This window comes from Olsenella massiliensis (assembly GCF_001457795.1).
Classification (GTDB): Bacteria; Actinomycetota; Coriobacteriia; order Coriobacteriales; family Atopobiaceae; genus Olsenella_F; species Olsenella_F massiliensis.
The window spans coordinates 237745-253246 of sequence record NZ_LN898210.1 but is presented as its reverse complement, the minus strand read 5'-3'; the positions used below and the strand labels follow the sequence as shown (position 1 = coordinate 253246).

19 protein-coding genes and 1 tRNA gene are annotated in these 15502 nt (G+C 58.6%); 5 read left to right on the top strand and 15 right to left on the bottom strand.

The annotated features are described in order from the left end of the window. Window positions 1–741 precede the first annotated feature (741 nt). The 6 genes from BN3001_RS08125 to BN3001_RS03330 are packed head-to-tail and all read right to left on the bottom strand — an operon-like array spanning window position 742 to window position 5062. A complete protein-coding gene (locus tag BN3001_RS08125) occupies window positions 742–1287 on the bottom strand; it encodes a hypothetical protein (RefSeq protein WP_197407445.1) in 546 nt (181 codons plus the stop codon). A gap of 21 nt (window positions 1288–1308) precedes the next feature. After that, on the bottom strand, window positions 1309–1980 hold the full coding sequence (locus tag BN3001_RS03350) for a class II aldolase/adducin family protein (RefSeq protein ID WP_058270379.1): 672 nt from the start codon (window positions 1978–1980) through the stop codon (window positions 1309–1311). 38 nt (window positions 1981–2018) lie between these two features. Next, window positions 2019–3443, bottom strand: coding sequence for a PTS transporter subunit IIC (locus BN3001_RS03345; RefSeq protein WP_058270378.1), 1425 nt, complete (start codon window positions 3441–3443; stop codon window positions 2019–2021). A gap of 47 nt (window positions 3444–3490) precedes the next feature. Continuing rightward, window positions 3491–3793 (bottom strand): PTS sugar transporter subunit IIB, encoded by a 303-nt coding sequence (locus BN3001_RS03340; RefSeq protein ID WP_058270377.1) that lies wholly within the window; start codon window positions 3791–3793, stop codon window positions 3491–3493. Between the two features lie 46 nt (window positions 3794–3839). Next, window positions 3840–4292, bottom strand: coding sequence for a PTS sugar transporter subunit IIA (locus BN3001_RS03335; protein ID WP_082629953.1), 453 nt, complete (start codon window positions 4290–4292; stop codon window positions 3840–3842). A gap of 53 nt (window positions 4293–4345) precedes the next feature. Next, complete coding sequence (locus BN3001_RS03330) at window positions 4346–5062, bottom strand: class II aldolase/adducin family protein (protein WP_082629952.1); 717 nt, start codon at window positions 5060–5062, stop codon at window positions 4346–4348. A 224-nt stretch (window positions 5063–5286) separates the two neighbouring features. On the opposite strand from BN3001_RS03330, the gene BN3001_RS03325 reads away from it, so the two are divergent. From BN3001_RS03325 to BN3001_RS03320, 3 genes are all read left to right on the top strand, one after another. Next, window positions 5287–6054 carry a DeoR/GlpR family DNA-binding transcription regulator gene (locus BN3001_RS03325; protein ID WP_058270548.1) on the top strand — a complete coding sequence of 256 codons (768 nt, stop codon included), beginning with the start codon at window positions 5287–5289 and terminating at the stop codon, window positions 6052–6054. Window positions 6055–6282: 228 nt separating this feature from the next. Beyond that, entirely contained in the window at window positions 6283–6459 is a 177-nt protein-coding gene (locus BN3001_RS08325; RefSeq protein ID WP_156410033.1) for a hypothetical protein, read from the top strand. A gap of 16 nt (window positions 6460–6475) precedes the next feature. Then, on the top strand, window positions 6476–6706 hold the full coding sequence (locus tag BN3001_RS03320; RefSeq protein ID WP_148362935.1) for a hypothetical protein: 231 nt from the start codon (window positions 6476–6478) through the stop codon (window positions 6704–6706). 43 nt (window positions 6707–6749) lie between these two features. Here the strand turns inward: BN3001_RS03320 and BN3001_RS03315 are convergent, their stop codons facing one another. Then, window positions 6750–7238: a helix-turn-helix domain-containing protein gene (locus BN3001_RS03315; RefSeq protein ID WP_058270374.1), complete on the bottom strand. Its 489-nt coding sequence runs from the start codon at window positions 7236–7238 to the stop codon at window positions 6750–6752. Window positions 7239–7387: 149 nt separating this feature from the next. Next, a complete protein-coding gene (locus tag BN3001_RS03310) occupies window positions 7388–7618 on the bottom strand; it encodes a hypothetical protein (RefSeq protein WP_058270373.1) in 231 nt (76 codons plus the stop codon). 154 nt (window positions 7619–7772) lie between these two features. Between BN3001_RS03310 and BN3001_RS08120 the strand changes: the two genes are divergently transcribed. Then, entirely contained in the window at window positions 7773–8015 is a 243-nt protein-coding gene (locus tag BN3001_RS08120) for a helix-turn-helix domain-containing protein (protein WP_082629951.1), read from the top strand. Window positions 8016–8120: 105 nt separating this feature from the next. Here the strand turns inward: BN3001_RS08120 and BN3001_RS03305 are convergent, their stop codons facing one another. The 4 genes from BN3001_RS03305 to deoC form a co-directional block, all read right to left on the bottom strand. Continuing rightward, window positions 8121–8567 (bottom strand): hypothetical protein, encoded by a 447-nt coding sequence (locus BN3001_RS03305; RefSeq protein ID WP_058270372.1) that lies wholly within the window; start codon window positions 8565–8567, stop codon window positions 8121–8123. A 255-nt stretch (window positions 8568–8822) separates the two neighbouring features. Further along, a tRNA-Pro gene (locus BN3001_RS03300) sits at window positions 8823–8899 on the bottom strand. A 104-nt stretch (window positions 8900–9003) separates the two neighbouring features. Next, the gene (locus BN3001_RS03295; protein ID WP_058270371.1) at window positions 9004–9432 is read right to left on the bottom strand and encodes a kinase/pyrophosphorylase; all 429 of its coding nucleotides are present in this window, start codon (window positions 9430–9432) and stop codon (window positions 9004–9006) included. Between the two features lie 68 nt (window positions 9433–9500). After that, window positions 9501–10232: a deoxyribose-phosphate aldolase gene (gene deoC, locus BN3001_RS03290; RefSeq protein WP_058270370.1), complete on the bottom strand. Its 732-nt coding sequence runs from the start codon at window positions 10230–10232 to the stop codon at window positions 9501–9503. Between the two features lie 189 nt (window positions 10233–10421). On the opposite strand from deoC, the gene BN3001_RS03285 reads away from it, so the two are divergent. Further along, entirely contained in the window at window positions 10422–11204 is a 783-nt protein-coding gene (locus tag BN3001_RS03285; RefSeq protein ID WP_058270369.1) for a GntR family transcriptional regulator, read from the top strand. Between the two features lie 24 nt (window positions 11205–11228). On the opposite strand, the gene BN3001_RS03280 is transcribed toward BN3001_RS03285, so the two are convergent. From BN3001_RS03280 to BN3001_RS03270, 3 genes are all read right to left on the bottom strand, one after another. Next, the gene (locus BN3001_RS03280) at window positions 11229–11795 is read right to left on the bottom strand and encodes a cysteine hydrolase family protein (protein ID WP_058270368.1); all 567 of its coding nucleotides are present in this window, start codon (window positions 11793–11795) and stop codon (window positions 11229–11231) included. Window positions 11796–11877: 82 nt separating this feature from the next. Next, on the bottom strand, window positions 11878–13740 hold the full coding sequence (locus tag BN3001_RS03275) for an ABC transporter ATP-binding protein (RefSeq protein ID WP_058270367.1): 1863 nt from the start codon (window positions 13738–13740) through the stop codon (window positions 11878–11880). Continuing rightward, window positions 13740–15488, bottom strand: a complete 1749-nt coding sequence (locus BN3001_RS03270; protein ID WP_058270366.1) for an ABC transporter ATP-binding protein — start codon at window positions 15486–15488, stop codon at window positions 13740–13742. Before BN3001_RS03270 ends, BN3001_RS03275 begins: the two co-directional genes overlap by 1 nt. Window positions 15489–15502: the final 14 nt, after the last annotated feature.

The following is a 15502-nucleotide window of genomic DNA, read 5'->3' as shown; positions in this document are numbered from 1 at the left end:
TAGCCTGCATGCCATGCGCTTGTCGCTGGAACATTTTTGATTGCCATACAAATCAACTTATTATGTTTAAAACTGACAAATTTCCAAATTTTTAGCATCCATATGACAGCAAAGCTTATAAGCCGCTCTCATTGGGAACGGAACCCTAGACATCTTGGAGAGTCAGCAGCTTGGAGGGCCTGGAGGCTCGAGGGACAAAAACAACTGTGCTCCGGATCACATACTGTCAGTCGCAAGCAGCAGCTTCCTGTCTCGTATTTCTGGTCCTCGTCCTGTAATCCCTGTAAATGTCATGGACAGCAAGTTTTAAAATCTATGCGGATCATACGTCTTTGGAATTACATGAGAGGCTATCGAGATGCTTGGGGTTTTGCATAGATTTCGCAGCTCCAGTTCCAGTTAAACCCTTAATAACAGAAATGGATGCAGTAGATTTCCATGAACTCAGCGAGCATTTCGGCGCGTGGGAGATGAAGACCATGGCAGGAGGCTCTGCAAAAAGAGCAGCGAGAGATACTCGACTGGTGGAAAAGCAACCCAATAACGCATCCCTCAATGGCTCAATCCGCCATCCGGTTCCAGAGAAACACCACCCACTTCGAGACCATGGACCTTTCTCGAGTTCAGTAAGCCGGACTTCTCAGCCAAGAGGACGACAACATAGGTAAAAATGTAATAAAGCAAAAAGCAGAGAGGCATACAGCCCCTCTGCTCCGAAATTGGATCAATCCCCGTTCGTCATCATGCTTTAATACATGCTCCTTCAGGTACAGAAGCTCGCAGCTTATAGCTTCTTCCCAACTTCCTGATGAACAGGCTGCGTAGAACTAGCATATCCTCATTACTAATCACTGATTTTGGGAGAACAACCATCTGATCGGCATCACGGTAGATGACGAACTCATCAAAAAGTTCGAAAATAGCAGATATATTATGCCACTCGACCTTATCTGAATTTGCATCTCCACTTATGCAAAACTTCACCCAGTCTTCACTGACAGAAACGCTTCGTTCGCGTTCTTGCAGCCCACTATCCCGATATTCACGCCACCCGCGCTCGCACGAGAAGATAAGAAGCGGCATTGAGAGAAGTACCACGATGTAGCAAATCTGGACAACATTGGTAAGTTCTAGCCTGCCAAATAGGTCCAAACCGGCAAGGACTGCAGCTCCTGCCCATGCAGCGGCCACAAATCCCAGCTGAGCACGGTTACGAGCAAAGGCATTGAAATACAGCGCCTTCCGAAAAGTAGGCACATCAATTTTGAACTTATATGTATACTTCATGGCCTGTCTCTCCATGCAAATCTAATACTGGCCGTACTTAGTCTTGACAAACATTTGCATCGCAGCGACGTTTTCATCAGATATGGGGACATAGGTGCTACCTGTAGCGCGAATGCGCCAATAAATCTCCGCGACCATTTCAAGGACAGTCGAAACTTTGAACGCACCGTCCATATCTTCACCAATGCACACGGCTCCATGATTCCGGAGCAGGCATGCATTTGCCTTTTCCCCCATGGCCCTCACTACAGCACTTGCCAGATCGATCGTCCCCGGAAGGCAGTAGTCCGCACAGCGCACGGTATCACCTAACGCCTGCGCTGCTTCATCGTGAAGGTTAATGGGAATGTTCTCACCCATCGACGAAAATACGGTTGAAAAAATGGGATGGGTATGCACACAAGCCGATATCTCGGGGCGCGCATTGTACATGCCGCGATGCATATCGTGCTCGATAGACGGACGACGATGGCCTTGGACAAGGTTGCCTTTTAAATCGTATACATTGATATCATCATAGACTATCTCATGGTAGTTCATACCGCTGGGCGTGATATACATCAGGCCCGTCTCTCTGTCGCAACAGCTGATGTTGCCCCAAGTTGCCACAGTAAGACCAGAATCAATCATCCGGACACCCGAGAGTCTAACAAGCTCCTGAAGATCGGGCTTCACATCTTTAGATGAAGGCATGGAAACGAGTCTCCTTCTTTGATAACGTCGGAAAACCGCTATTCGACCGTCGCTGTTGGAGCACCAATCTGGTGGTTCACTGCAGAGTTCTCGATAAATTCATGGATGGATGCCATGTTCTTGTGAACGAGAATGTAGCAAACGGCGTAGATGGCAATCACGATCGCAATAATAATGGGGTTCTGGCTAAGAAATGCCAGGAAGATGATGGCTCCGACTGGCTGTCCAAGGATGACAAGGGAGGTAATCATGCCGTAGGAGCCAATATCAATGCCGGTAGAGATTGCCACCTGCGTGAATGCAGCGCCTGTCAACGAGCAGCAGTACAGGTCGATAATCATAAAAACCAAGCCACCGATGAACGACTTGACAATGTTTCCGTTGGAGCAGGCAACGAAAGGCTGGATGATATACGGAATAGCAACGAGATCGAGCATTGGAAGCGTGAGGTTGCCCGGCAGGATGAATGCGACAAGCAGCGTAACCGGCATAAGCAAGATGCCGGTGATTAGCGTTGCGGCCTCGCCGTAGCCCGTAGCATCGTTGACGGCAAGATACCACTCACGATTGCTGGCTCCGGCCTTCTTCATCTTCTTCTTGCCGGCTTCGGTAATGGCCGAGAAAGATCCGGCAAAGATGCCGGATACTTTCGGAAACACTGCCATAACAGCTGCCGTGGCGATGCCGCAAGTCGTAATCTCTCCCCAAGTAGCAAGCTCTCCCAACTTATTGAAGTCGCCAATGACGCCAATCAGAAGCCCAAGGAATAGACCAAGGGTCATAGGCTCGCCGATGAAGCCGAGCTTCTGGCGAAGGGTCTGGGGATCAGCATTGGTCTTGTAGAGGCCGAGCTTATCAAGAAGAAGATTTAGGGGAACCGCGATAATGCCACAGGTTGCAGTGTGAAGAGACGCAATGGAGCAGTTGGGATAACCGTAGTAGGTAGACCAACGCTTAGCGATTATTTCGGTGCAGAGCAGCGTGTAGAGCTGCTGTACGATCATGCATGCCATTGCAAGCCAGAAATTACCCGTGAGTACAAACAGGCAGGAACCCCATGCAAAGTACGAGTAGTTGTTCCAGAGGTCTCCTGCCTGGAAAATGGTCGTGAATTTTGCAAGATAGAGAATGACCTGCAGGGCAATTGCAACTGCAATGTAGATCATGCCAACCTGATAGGAATAGGCAATGATGGAAGTAGTCTGCCAGCCAAGATCAACGACAGGAAGATTGATACCAACCGAATTGATCATGTTGTCGACGATAGGCTGGAGAATCGGGCTATACGTGCCGATAACGAGCGAAAAGCCCTCAAGGCCTACACCAGCTGACAGCGCAGAGAAGAAGGCCTTCTTGGGTTTTACGCCCATGGCAAGGGCAATGATGAAAATGAATACAGGAACAAAAACGGCAGCCTTGAATGTCGTGAAGAACAGATTCAAGGCATTGAGGAATGCGTCCATTCTTTCCCTTTCTGTTATATCCAAGCTTGCTGCCCGAGCAAAAGCACTTACTTGTCTTTTTTCTGAAGAAGATTAAGCACCTGCTTCAAAAACTCCTCGTCTCCCAGTCCCGTGATGAGGCCCATTGCGGAGAATGCAGGCACTCCATGCGCGTCGCCAATGGGGCTCGAATTGGCAATGAAATCATAGTTTCCGCGCATCAGATATCCATCGAGCTCGGAGGGGTTGCATTCGTCAGCTTCTGCGTCATAGCCCTCATCAGAGAGCATGTCGACGATTTTATTGGCCATCATGTGGGAGGTCACCACACCTGAACCGCACACTGACAGGAACTTTACTTTCTTGAGCATGATTGCTTCCTTTCTCGCTTTTGCCGGTCCTTCCGACAGCCTGACCTTAATTGACCTTTGGCGACAGCAAACCATACAGCTCATCGGCATTCTTCGAGCTGCGAATCTTTTCGAGCAGCCCGCGATCCTGTATGATTCCCATGATCTTTTGGAGCATCTCCAACTGCTTGCCGGGATCCTGGATGGCAAGCATGAAAACGACTTCAGGATGCAGCGTTATATCTGCTGACCCCATCTGCTGGAATTCCACAGGATGTTCCAGGGTAGCAACCGCCATAGACGTTTCGTTGACATTCGAAGCTGCACAATGAGGAATGGCTATATCAAACGCAACAGCAGGAAGTCCTGTGGGATAAACTGCCTCCCTGTCAAGGATCGCCTGGGGAAAAGACGGCTTGACCAACCCCTCTTTCAGAAATTCACCTGCAAGCTTTCGAAGTAAGTCCTCTCTTGACAAAGCTTTGAGATTGACATAGACAAGTTCTTTCCTCAACAGCATTTCGAAATACCCCTCACCACATTCGTTGCGCGCACCTGCAGAATCCGTGACGTTTACGGAATCAGGTCTTCTCCGTTTTCCTTTTCTTGCCGACCCACGGGCATGGAAATCGCCGCAAGACCCATCTCTTTCCGGATTCCGGCCAGCCCGGCTACCTGTTCCGCATCAAGACCTCGTCCACCACCGAGCAGGCCTACAACAAAGCTGATATGTGCATAGTTCTCGAGCACCTCCATGCGGGAAAATGCTTCACCGAGCGTCGTCCCCCATGTCAGGGCGCCATGGTTCGAGAGAAGTACTGCCCCATAGCCCTTCACGAACGCCGCGATGCCATCCGGAACATCATATGTTCCGGGCTTCGCATATTTTGCAATAGGCACAGCTCCTATTTGGAGCATCGCTTCAGACAAAATCGGTTCATCCAGCGGAATGCCCGCAATTGCATAGGACGTCGCGTAGATGGGGTGCGCATGGACAACCGCCGTCACATTGTCGTCTTCTGCGTAGACACGCAGATGCATTTTCACTTCGCTGGAAGGCTTTGTGTCCTTTGCATCAAGCACTTCGCCATCTAGATTCATCTTCACCATCATCTCTGGCGTCATGAATCCCTTGGAAACACCAGTCGGCGTAACAACTATCTCCGATCGAGAAGTCCGGACGGAAATGTTACCGTCGTTAGTGACGACATAGCCATGACCATACATGCGCCTTCCTACTTCGACAATTGCCTGACGAGCCTCCTTTTCAGACATGAATATCTGTTTCATTGAATTCACCACCTCTCAAAATCAACATCTATCAACAAGAACACATAGTACATTGCCTGATATTACACGTTTCTTTTTTGTTTATGTGAGATTCTTTTTGATTTGTGTCATATATTGTTGATTTTTCGGTGAACGGGTTTTCATAAAAAGACGTACAAGAACAAGCAAAAAGAGTAATAATTAGTGTCTTAACGTGATTCTCTATGCCCTCGGACTGGTGGACAATGATTGGTGCGGTCAGACGTCAGAAAATTGCAGAGATCGTTCGCGAAAAGAAGAGCGCTTCTGTAACGGAACTTGCCCAGATCTTTTCGGTGACGGACGAAACCATCCGGAGAGATCTCAAGGACCTCGAATCCAAAGGGACTCTCAGGCGTTCCTATGGAGGAGCATATGTCCAGACAGGTGTTGACAATCTTGTAGATGTCAATATCCGAACGACCGCCTACCGCCACAGCAAAAAAATCATCGCTGCGCGCTGTCTACGTTTTGTCAGTAACGGGGACACCATTTTCCTGGATAACTCGACGACCTGCTTCTATATAGCGAAGGTTCTGCAGGACATGCGAATTACGGTCCTGACCAACAACCTGATGATTCTGAACATGCTTGCAAAGTGTTCGAACATCAAGCTCATTGGCATCGGTGGCAACTATTCCCCAACGGAGAAGGCCTTTTACGGACCTATAGCAAAACTGACCATAGCGCGCTATTACGTCGACACTTCATTTCTCTCTTGCCGATCCCTATCCCTGAACAGCGGCATCACAGATTCCACCGACCGTTGGAATGATGTCAGAAGGATTGTTCTCGAACATTCGCAGCATACCTACTTTGTCGCAGACCATTCCAAGTTCGATAACACGTCCTTTGTCCATCTCTGCGACTTCACGGAAGCGACGGGGATAATCACCGATGAGCCTCTGAGCAAAGGGTGGCATGAAAGCCTGGACAGGGCAGATTGCCTTCTGATCGATACGGACGAAGTCTGAGTCTCAAGACCTCGTGCATCTCCTACACAGAGAATAACAACCTACCCGCGGCTACGCCCCACAGATGGACCACCCTTCATCCTGCACCTTATGATGCTTCCAGTGCCTATCTGACCTCTTGCTACCAGGCTTTCTGCAAAGAAAAAAGTGTTTCCAGACCTCGATCTTATCTACACACACTAAAGGTCCGTGTTTAGCTTTTAACGCCATTGATCTTTAGGATTCCACATGCGTTTTGATAGCAAAAAAGACAGCCTTGGCTGGACTTTTCCATGCTTCAACGCTGAATTGGCAGAACATCTTCTATTATCAAGTAAATATGATGATATGGCTTTCGTAGATCTAAAGACAAAGTTTCTTGTTGTTTTTCGTCTTCTTGAGCGGGTGCGCCGAGATGGTGGTTGAGGCCGGTGGGCGCCTCATGCAGGCAGACTTTCGCCTTGTTGAGACGAGCGGCGCGGGCTTGGCCGAGCGCATACGCTACATAGACACCTACTGCGGCAGGCTCGTGATCGAGGTGGCCGTGCTTACCGAGGCCGTGAAGACCCTTGCGGCGACGAGGGGCGCCGACCCAGAAGCCGTGGCCAAGGCGGTCTCTGACGCCGTCGCGGCCAAGCTCGCCAGCATCGAGCTGAGCGTATCGACAAAGTAGACCGTGAGAGATGCCCCCGCGTCTTTTGGCGCGCGGGCTTTTCTTATGCCTCGATGCGCTCCTGACCGGGCGCCGTGGGGCCGTCCGACCACGCGACGCGGACGCCGCGACGACTGAGCGCGAAGGCTATCAGGCGGCTGTTCGCGTTCGCCATGCGCCAGTCTCCGCCGTCGGAAACGCGGCTGCCCGCCACGTACTGCTCGTCGCTTGACCAGTACGTGAGCGTGACCACGTCGGGGTAGCCTCCCCGCTCCCTCGCCGTCTCGTCCACCCTCGCGAGGGCGAGTGCCACGACGCGCCTCTGCCGCCTGAGCGCGGCGTCAACGAGGTCCCAGGCGTCGTCTGGCGGGTAGTACCTGTCGTCCGGCCCCTCCCACCTGCGCACGCTCCTGTCGCCCACCATGAGGGCGCTTGCGAGGAACCCCTGCGTCATGCCGATCGTCTCGCGCAAGGCGCGAAACTCCGCCTTCGGGCGCTCCCTCTTCTGGCGCTCGAAGCTCTCCCCGCCGCGCCTCGCCCTGCCGCCCTCCATATGCCTCCAGTCATGTGGGGGTCGAGGCAGCCCCGCCCCCGTTTCCGTTTTGCGGTCTCGTAAATCGCCCTCGCGAAGGCCTTCTCGTATGCCGTGGTCGCCTTCTCGGGCCTGATGCAGTCGGTGTCGACAGTCCTGGCGTCGTGCAGTTAGGTGGTGATGGGGGTGCCAAGCTCGGCGGCTTCGTCAAGCTGCTCACCGGGCCAGCCCTCCTCGATGGGGTCCATGCACTGAGTGGCAAGGCCGATGAAGTCTTGCGCTACATAGGTGGCGTCCTCAAGGCTCGTGTACCGGCTAGCCCAGACCGTCTCCCCGTCCTTAAGGTAATAGATCCTGATGCTGTCGTCGTCTGCATATGCCCTTGTCTCGATGCCACTCATGGTGTGCTCCCCTCACTGGTAGGCGGTTTTTGTCTCTTAGTAGGTAAACGACCTACTAAGAGACAAGAACAATATAGGCCTTTCGTTCTACTATATCAACTGTTTTTTATCTACAATATAAATAACGGCCTACCACCCTAGCAAGGAGTTCCAGATGGAAGTTTCTGAAATCAAGAGATTGATAGGTAACCGTATTCGCATTGCTCGCACTACGGCGCACATCAGCCAGGTTGAGCTAGGCGAAGGTATCGGGGTCGATAAGCAAACCGTGTCTAACTGGGAGCGCGGGCTTAGAACTCCAAGTGCCGAAAATCTCGTAGCAATTGCCAACGTAACCAACTCCAATCCTAATTTTCTAACGGGGTTCTCGGATGGCATTACAGTTAGAGAACACTAGTTCTTCTGGCGGTAAGCGGCAAGCCATGAGGCAAAGGGTAAAAAGCGACAAAAAATGCCCCGCCGAGGCGGGGTTTGCTCCTACGAGCGCGTCGGGCGGCCACTCCTAGTCGGCGAACGGGAGTGCCTCCGCGAGACGGTCCACGACGGCGCCCATCGTAATGCCGAGGTCGGCGGCCTCGCGCTTTATGGCGCGGTAGGTGGCCTCGCTCACCTGCACACCTATCTGACGCGTCTCGTCCTCCGGCGGGGTGCCCCAAATCTTTTTGTAGTCCTCCGTGTCGAGGTTGTACTCGCCCCACTCGCGCGCGGCCTCCTGCGAGAGGGGGATGATCCCGCTTCCCTGCATGCTGCCAAAGCCGCTCTCGCCGCATGGCTTCGAGTAGCGCCCCAAAGGCCCGCTCCATCCGCACAGGAAGAATTCGCCGGTCCGCTTGCGGTAGAGCCTCTCCTCGCATCGCGAAACGTTGTCGATGCCTCCCGACGCGATGGTCTCGGTGAGCGGCACCGCCGTGTCTGTGTCGTAAAGCCTCCCCTTGATTATCTTGCGCATGTCGTCTCCTACTCTTCTCTCTACGGTAGAAAATCTATGTCACATAGCATACGATTGACTTCATAGTGAGTTAATCATATAAGAGAAAACTAAGTTGGCAACTGTAGACAGTGGCAATTAGTAGGAAAGCGGAACGGATGCATATTTTTATGCATTTATGTCAATTTGCGCTAGGGCTTAGTGGCTCTTAGTGGTTTGTAACCCTCTTCAAACAAAAAGTGGGACGGGTTTTACCCCGTCCCACCTGCTGTTTTCTGGTCGGGTGGACTGGATTCGAACCAGCGACCCCTTGACCCCCAGTCAAGTGCGCTACCAAGCTGCGCCACCACCCGCCGTTGCCCACCGTGCTGGTGCGCGAATACATAATCTAACACTCAACACCGCCGGTGGCAAGAAGAAATTTCCTCTCACCCCTGACGTGCCACGATGCCCTCCCCTACAGCTCGCGGGCGTCCACGTGGCACACGATGTCCACGTCGCGATCGACCACGAGCCCGGGGATGTTGAGCGGGTCCACCCCCGTAAGACGGGAGATCATGCCCACTGTCGGCCCCAGGAGGTCCACCGAGGAAATGTTCCGGTCCTCGAGCGTGTGGCGAATCTCCTCGCGCAGTTGAGGGTCGAGGATGGTGTGAAAGAGCGCGGTGCCGTGTCCCTCTGGTGCAAAGCGAGAGAGATACTCCTCTACCTGTGCCACATTGCTCACATGGGAGAGGCAGCTCACGCTCACCGTTCCCACGGCAAATTGCACAGCCGCCGCCTTAACAAGGGCGGTCGCGGTGGTCCCCAGGGAGTCGGAAACCACATGCACCGTCACAGGATCCTGTGCTCTCTCTCCTGATCTCTCCCTCAGCTCCTCAGCCATGGAATACTCCCCTCGAACGAAACGGCCAGCAAGGATGGGCGGGACCCGTCGTCCTGGCGGTATGGAACCTAGCCGAGCTTCCTGGCGTCCTCGACGGTGCAGTCGAGCACGACGGGGGTGGAGCGGAAGCCCACGCCCATGCGGTCGATGCCCATGTCGATGAGCTCGAGGAAGTGCTCGCGGGTGCGGATGCAGCCGGAGCCCTTGACGGCGATCTTGCCCTCGCCGGCGTCCATCATGGCCCGGATGACCTCGGTCGTTGCCCCGCGCTGCTCGCCGCCGGTGAAGAAGCCGGTGGACGACTTGATGAAGTCGGCGCCGGCGGCCACGGCGCAGCGGGTGCCGGCGGCGACCTGCTCCAGGGTGAGGGCGTCGGTCTCGATGATGACCTTCACCTTCGTGCCGTGCTTGTGGCAGGCCTCGACGACGGCCCTGATGTCGGCGGTGACGTAGTCCAGGTCGCCGGAGCGCAGGCGCCCGTAGTTGGCGACGATGTCGAGGTCCTCGATCGTGTACTGGGAGCAGTAGGTCTCGGCCTGCCTGACCTTTGACTCGGTCGTGGAGAGGCCGAAGGGGAAGTCGCAGACGACGCAGAGGCCCGTGTCGGTGCCCTCCACCATGGGCGCGACGATGGGCAGGCTCGAGGGGTTGATGCAGATGGTGGCGCAGCCGAAGTCGATGCCCTCCTGGGAGTAGCGCTTGATGTCGTCGACGGTGAACTCGGGCTTGAGGACTGACTGGTCGATGTAGCGGGCGAGCTCGCGGACGGTCATCTCGGCTGCCTTCTTCGTCGGCTTCATGGTGCTCCCCTTTCTGCCCCCGCAAGGGCAATCCTATGGTCCGGGCCTAAGGCCCTGACGGCGTCTGTCTGCCGCCGAGCAGGCGGCCATCTGTACTGTACGACGGCGGACGCCGCCGCGGCGCCTGAACGAGAAATACGCTATTATGTACAGTACTTTATATACTAATAGGTATCCTAAGGAGCTCCCATGGACCCCCTTACCGCTCTGGCTGCCGAGCCGCTTGACCCAAGCCTCGCCAAACCCCTCTATCAGCAGCTCAAGGAGCGCATCCTGCAGGTCGTCGCCACGCGCGCGCTCAACGAGACGACGCCGCTTCCCACTGAGGAGAGCATCGCCCGCGCGCTCGGACTCTCGCGCGGCACCGTCAGACGCTGCTTCGCGGACCTGGTGAGGGAGGGGCACGTGATTCGCAAGCGGGGACGGGGCACCTTCGTCGTCTACCAGCGCCAGTCCCACACGCTCGAGACGTCCTTCAACTTTACGGCCGAGATATCCGCGCTCGGCAAGGTTCCCAGCTCAAAGGTGCTGCGCCTCGGGCGCGTCAAGGCAAGGGCCGGCATCTCCAGACGGCTGGACGTGCCTGACGGGACGGAGGTCTGGGAGATTCGCCGCGTTCGCTACGCCGACGGCAAGCCCCTGCAGTACGTCGTCGCCTACGTCCCCGTCGCCGTCTGTCCCAAGATCGACGAGAAGGCCCTGGAGTCGTCGCTCTACACCCTCATCGCCGAGGCGTCGGGCCGCATGCCCGCGCGGGCGGTCGAGGTCTACGAGGCCATCAACCTTGACGCCCGCGAGGCCTCCGTCCTGGAGCTGTCGCCCGGAATGGCCGCCCTGCGCACGCTGCGCACGACCTTCGACGCGCACGGGCGACCCTTCGAGGCCTCGGTCATCATCCTGCGCGCCGACCGCAATCGCTTCCAGCTGACGCTGGACACGCACGGAACGACCATGTCAAAGATCACGACCTAGGCTCCGGCCCGACAGGCGCGGCCGTCAGGCAGTCGTGTGCTCGCCGAGTGCGCCGACGAGCTCGGCGACGGTCACGACCTGGCTCCCGTAGCACTTCACGCAGTGCTCGATCGCCCCTTCCTGCGTGCCGCAGAGAAAGGTGAGCGTGGCGTCCTCGACCACGATGGAGTCATAGGCGAGGAAGTAGGCGTCGGCGAGGGTATGGAGCACGCAGATGTTGGTGTCAGCCCCCACCGCGATGACGCAGGTCACGCCCAGCTCCCGCAGGGTCAGATCAAGGTCAGTGCCAAAGAAGGCCGAGTAGCGCCGCTTGGGAACGATGCGGTCCCCCTCCCTGCGATCGATCTCGGGAAAGATGCGCGTCCTGCCCGCGATGCCGTGGTCTCCCCACAGCCTCAGCTCCTGGTCCAGCCCCGGCAGATGCGCGTCGTTGCAGAAGAGCACCGGCACGCCGGCCTCGTGACAGGCGTCCACCACTCGCGCGACGCCCGCGCGATACGCCGCCGTCGCTCGGTCGGGCTCATAGACCGCGTCCGACGCCTCGATGGCGTCGATGACCAGCAGGGCCGTCCTCGTCCTCGTGATCTGCATGGTTGCTCCCCTCTTCGTATGTCAACTGTCAGGGCGGCGGTCGGCATGAACTTGGGTCCGCGACCCCCCGCCCGCGTCGTGCCTAGCGAACGCCCTCAAACTGGCTCTCGTACAGGTGGGCATAGAAGCCCTCCGCCCCGAGCAGCTCCTCGTGCGTCCCTTGCTCCACGATCCGCCCGTCTCTCATGACCAGGATCACGTCGGCGGCGCGGACGGTCGAGAGGCGATGGGCCACGACCAGCGAGGTGCGCCCCTCCATCATCGTGTCGAAGGCGTCCTGCACCTGAAGCTCGGTACGGGTGTCGATGGAGCTCGTGGCCTCGTCAAGAAGGAGGATGACGGGGTCGGCGAGCATCACGCGAGCAATGCAGAGCAGCTGCCGCTGCCCCTGTGACAGCGAGCCGCCGTCCTCGCCCAGCAGGGTGTCGTACGCTTGGGGAAGCTGCATGATGAACTTGTGCGCATGGGCCCTGCGGGCGGCATCCTCGACCTCCGCGGGGCTGGCGTCCGGTCGGCCGTAGGCGATGTTGTCGCGCACGCTTCCCTCAAAGAGCCAGGTCTCCTGGAGCACCATCCCAAAGAGGGAGCGCAGGTGCGCGCGCGTCATGTCCCTCACGTCGATGCCGTCCACCTTGATGCTGCCCGCGTCGACCTCGTAGAAGCGCAAAAGGAGATTGATGAGGGTCGTCTTGCCGCAGCCGGTGGGGCCAACGAGCGCGATGCGGCTGCCGGGCTCGGCATGGAGGCACACGTCGCGCAGGAGGGGACGGGAGGGCACATAGGAAAAATCCACGTGGTCGACGTCTATGGCGCCCCGAGGATGCGCGACGCGCGCGCCCGGCACGGGGTCAGCGGACAGCTCGGCGGCGTCAAGCAGGGCAAACACGCGACGTGCGCTCGCAAAGGCGGACTGGACCTGGGTCACGACGGCGGAGACCTCGTTGAAGGGGCGCATGTACTGGTTGGCGTACGAGAGAAAGCTCTGAACCTGTCCCACGGTGAGCACGCTGGGCCATCCCACGATCACGCAGCTCACGCCCACCACGGCCACGATGGCGTAGGTGACGTTGTTCACGAGCCTCGTGGAGGGGTTCGAGAGCGAGCTCACGAACTGGGCGCGCTGGCCCGCCTCGTACAGGCGAGCGTTGATGGCGCCAAACTCCCGCTCGCAGGCAGAGGCGCGGGCAAAGGCCAGGACGAGCTTCTGGTTTGTGACCATCTCCTCGACGTAGGCGCCGAGCTGTCCCTGAGTCTGCTGCTGCGCGGCAAAGCTCGACGCCGAGCGGCGCGCGATGGCGCCGGCCACCACGATCGAGAGGGGCGTGACCACCATGACGACCAGCCCAACCGGCACGGAGAGCGAGAACATGAAGCAGAGGGTGCCCACGATCGTGACGATGCCGCCAAAAAGCTGGGTCAGCCCCTGGAGGAGGCCGTCCCCCACGAGGTCAACGTCGGTGGCCACCCGCTGCAGCAGGTCGCCATGGGCATGCGCGTCCATGAAGGAGAGCGGCAGGCGACGCAGCTTTGCGAAGGCGTCCACCCTGAGGTCGAGGACCGTCAGATAGCTCAGGCGGCTCGTGCAGTAGCCGGCAAGCCACTGGAAGGCGGCGGCAAGAATGACGACGAGGGCGAGCTCGCGCAGGACGGGCGCGAGTCCAGCCAGGTCGGACCTGCCGGCGCCGACGAGGCAGTCGATGGAGCGGCCCACGAGAATGGGGACGTAGAGCTGCAGGAGCACCGAGGCCGTCGAGGCGACGAAGGCGCCCGTGAGCGCGGCGAGGTGGGGACGCGCGTAGGCAAAAAGTCGGCGCGCCACGACCGTCACGGGGTAGCCGCCGCCCCCCTCCCCGTCCAGCGTGGCGTCAGGTCCCCCGCCCAGGTCGCCCCGGACGTTCGCGAGCATGGCGGCGCCGGAGCCGCCGGCGGCGTACGGGTTGGCCATCAGGCGCCCACCTCCTCGGGTCTGAGCTGCGAGAGGCAGATCTCGCGATAGAGCGGGCAGCTCGCCACAAGCTCGCGATGCGGGCCCAGACCCGCCGGGCGTCCGTGGTCGAGGACGAGGATCTGGTCGGCTCCCATGACCGCCGACACTCGCTGTGACACGATGACGCAGGTCGTACGATCTTTCAGGCCGGCCAGGGCCGCGCGAAGGCGCGCGTCGGTGGCAAAGTCCAGGGCCGAGGCCGCGTCATCGAGCACCAGCACGCGAGGGGCGCCCACGAGGGCGCGGGCGATCGTGAGCCGCTGCCGCTGACCGCCGGAGAAGTTCCTGCCGCCCGTCTCGACCCGCGCGTCAAGGCCGTCGGGCTTCGCCCTCACGAAGTCGGCCGCCTGGGACAGCTCGAGCGCCGCCCAGAGCTCCTCGTCGTCAGCGGTCGGGTCGCGCCAGACGAGGTTGCTGCGAATGGTGCCCGAGACGAGGGAGGCCTTCTGGGGGACGATCGAGACGAGGGACCGCAGCTGGCCGAAGGGATAGTCGCGCACGTCGGTCCCAAAGACGCGCAGCTCCCCGGCGCTGACGTCATAGAGGCGCGGGAGCAGCGAGACGAGCGTGGTCTTGCCCGAGCCGGTGCCACCGATGACGCCGAGCGTGCCGCCCGCCCTCAGGCGCAGGGAGACGTCGCTCAGCGCGGGCGCGGGGGCGCCCTCGTAGGTGAAGGAGACCCCCTCAAGCTCCAGGGCGCATGCCGCCGGCGCATCAGTGACTGCGACGACCTCGGCGTTGCCGGCGTCATCGAGGGTCACCTCGCAGTCAAGGACCTCCATGACGCGGCCGGCCGAAGCCGCGCCGCGCGTGAAGGTCACGACCAGGTTGGCCACGTAGGCCACGGAGACGAGCGTCTGCGCCATGTAGTTCACGAAGGCCATGACCTGTCCCTGGGTGAGCTGTCCGGCGTCCACGCGCAAGGCGCCCGACCAGAGAATGGCCACGACGCCAAGGTTCATGACGAGAAGGGTGGCCGGGTTGAGCAGCGACGAGAGGCGCCCCACGGCGATCGCCGTGGACGCCTGGGCGGCGGCGGCGCGGGCCATCCGGGCCTCCTCGCGCCCGTCCTGGCCAAACGCGCGGATGACGCGCACGCCGGCGAGCGACTCGCGCGTGATGCGGGCGATGCTGTCCAGCTTGGTCTGCACGGCGCGAAAGAGGGGGACCGACCGGCTCGTGACCCACCAGAAGACCACGCCTATGGCCGGGGTGCAGACGAGAAACACCAACCCCAGCCTGAGGTCGATCACGAGGGCGGCCACCATGGAGCCCAGGGCCAGAAGGGGCCAGCGGATGAGCTGCCGCACCCCGAGCGCCACCGTCACCTGCACCTGATTGACGTCGCTGGTGACGCGCGTCACCAGCGAGGGTATGCCAAGGCGGTCGACGTCGGCCGAGGACAGCTCGTTGACCTTGCGATAGAGGGCGGCGCGCAGGTCGGTGCCCGTCCCCTGGGACACGAGGGCCGCCATCTTCTGGCAGACCAGGGTGAATCCGTAGCCGATCAGGGCAAAGAGCACGAGGAGGGCGCCCAGGCGCAGCACGAGGCCTCCGTCACGCCCCCTGACCCCCTCGTCGATCATGCGCGCCACGACGAGCGGCGTCATGAGGTCAAAGACGACCTCGACGACCTTGCAGAGAACCCCGACCACGACGCGGCCGCGGTAGCTCGAGAACACGAAACGCCTCAGCAGCTCCCTCACGCCATCCTCCGCCC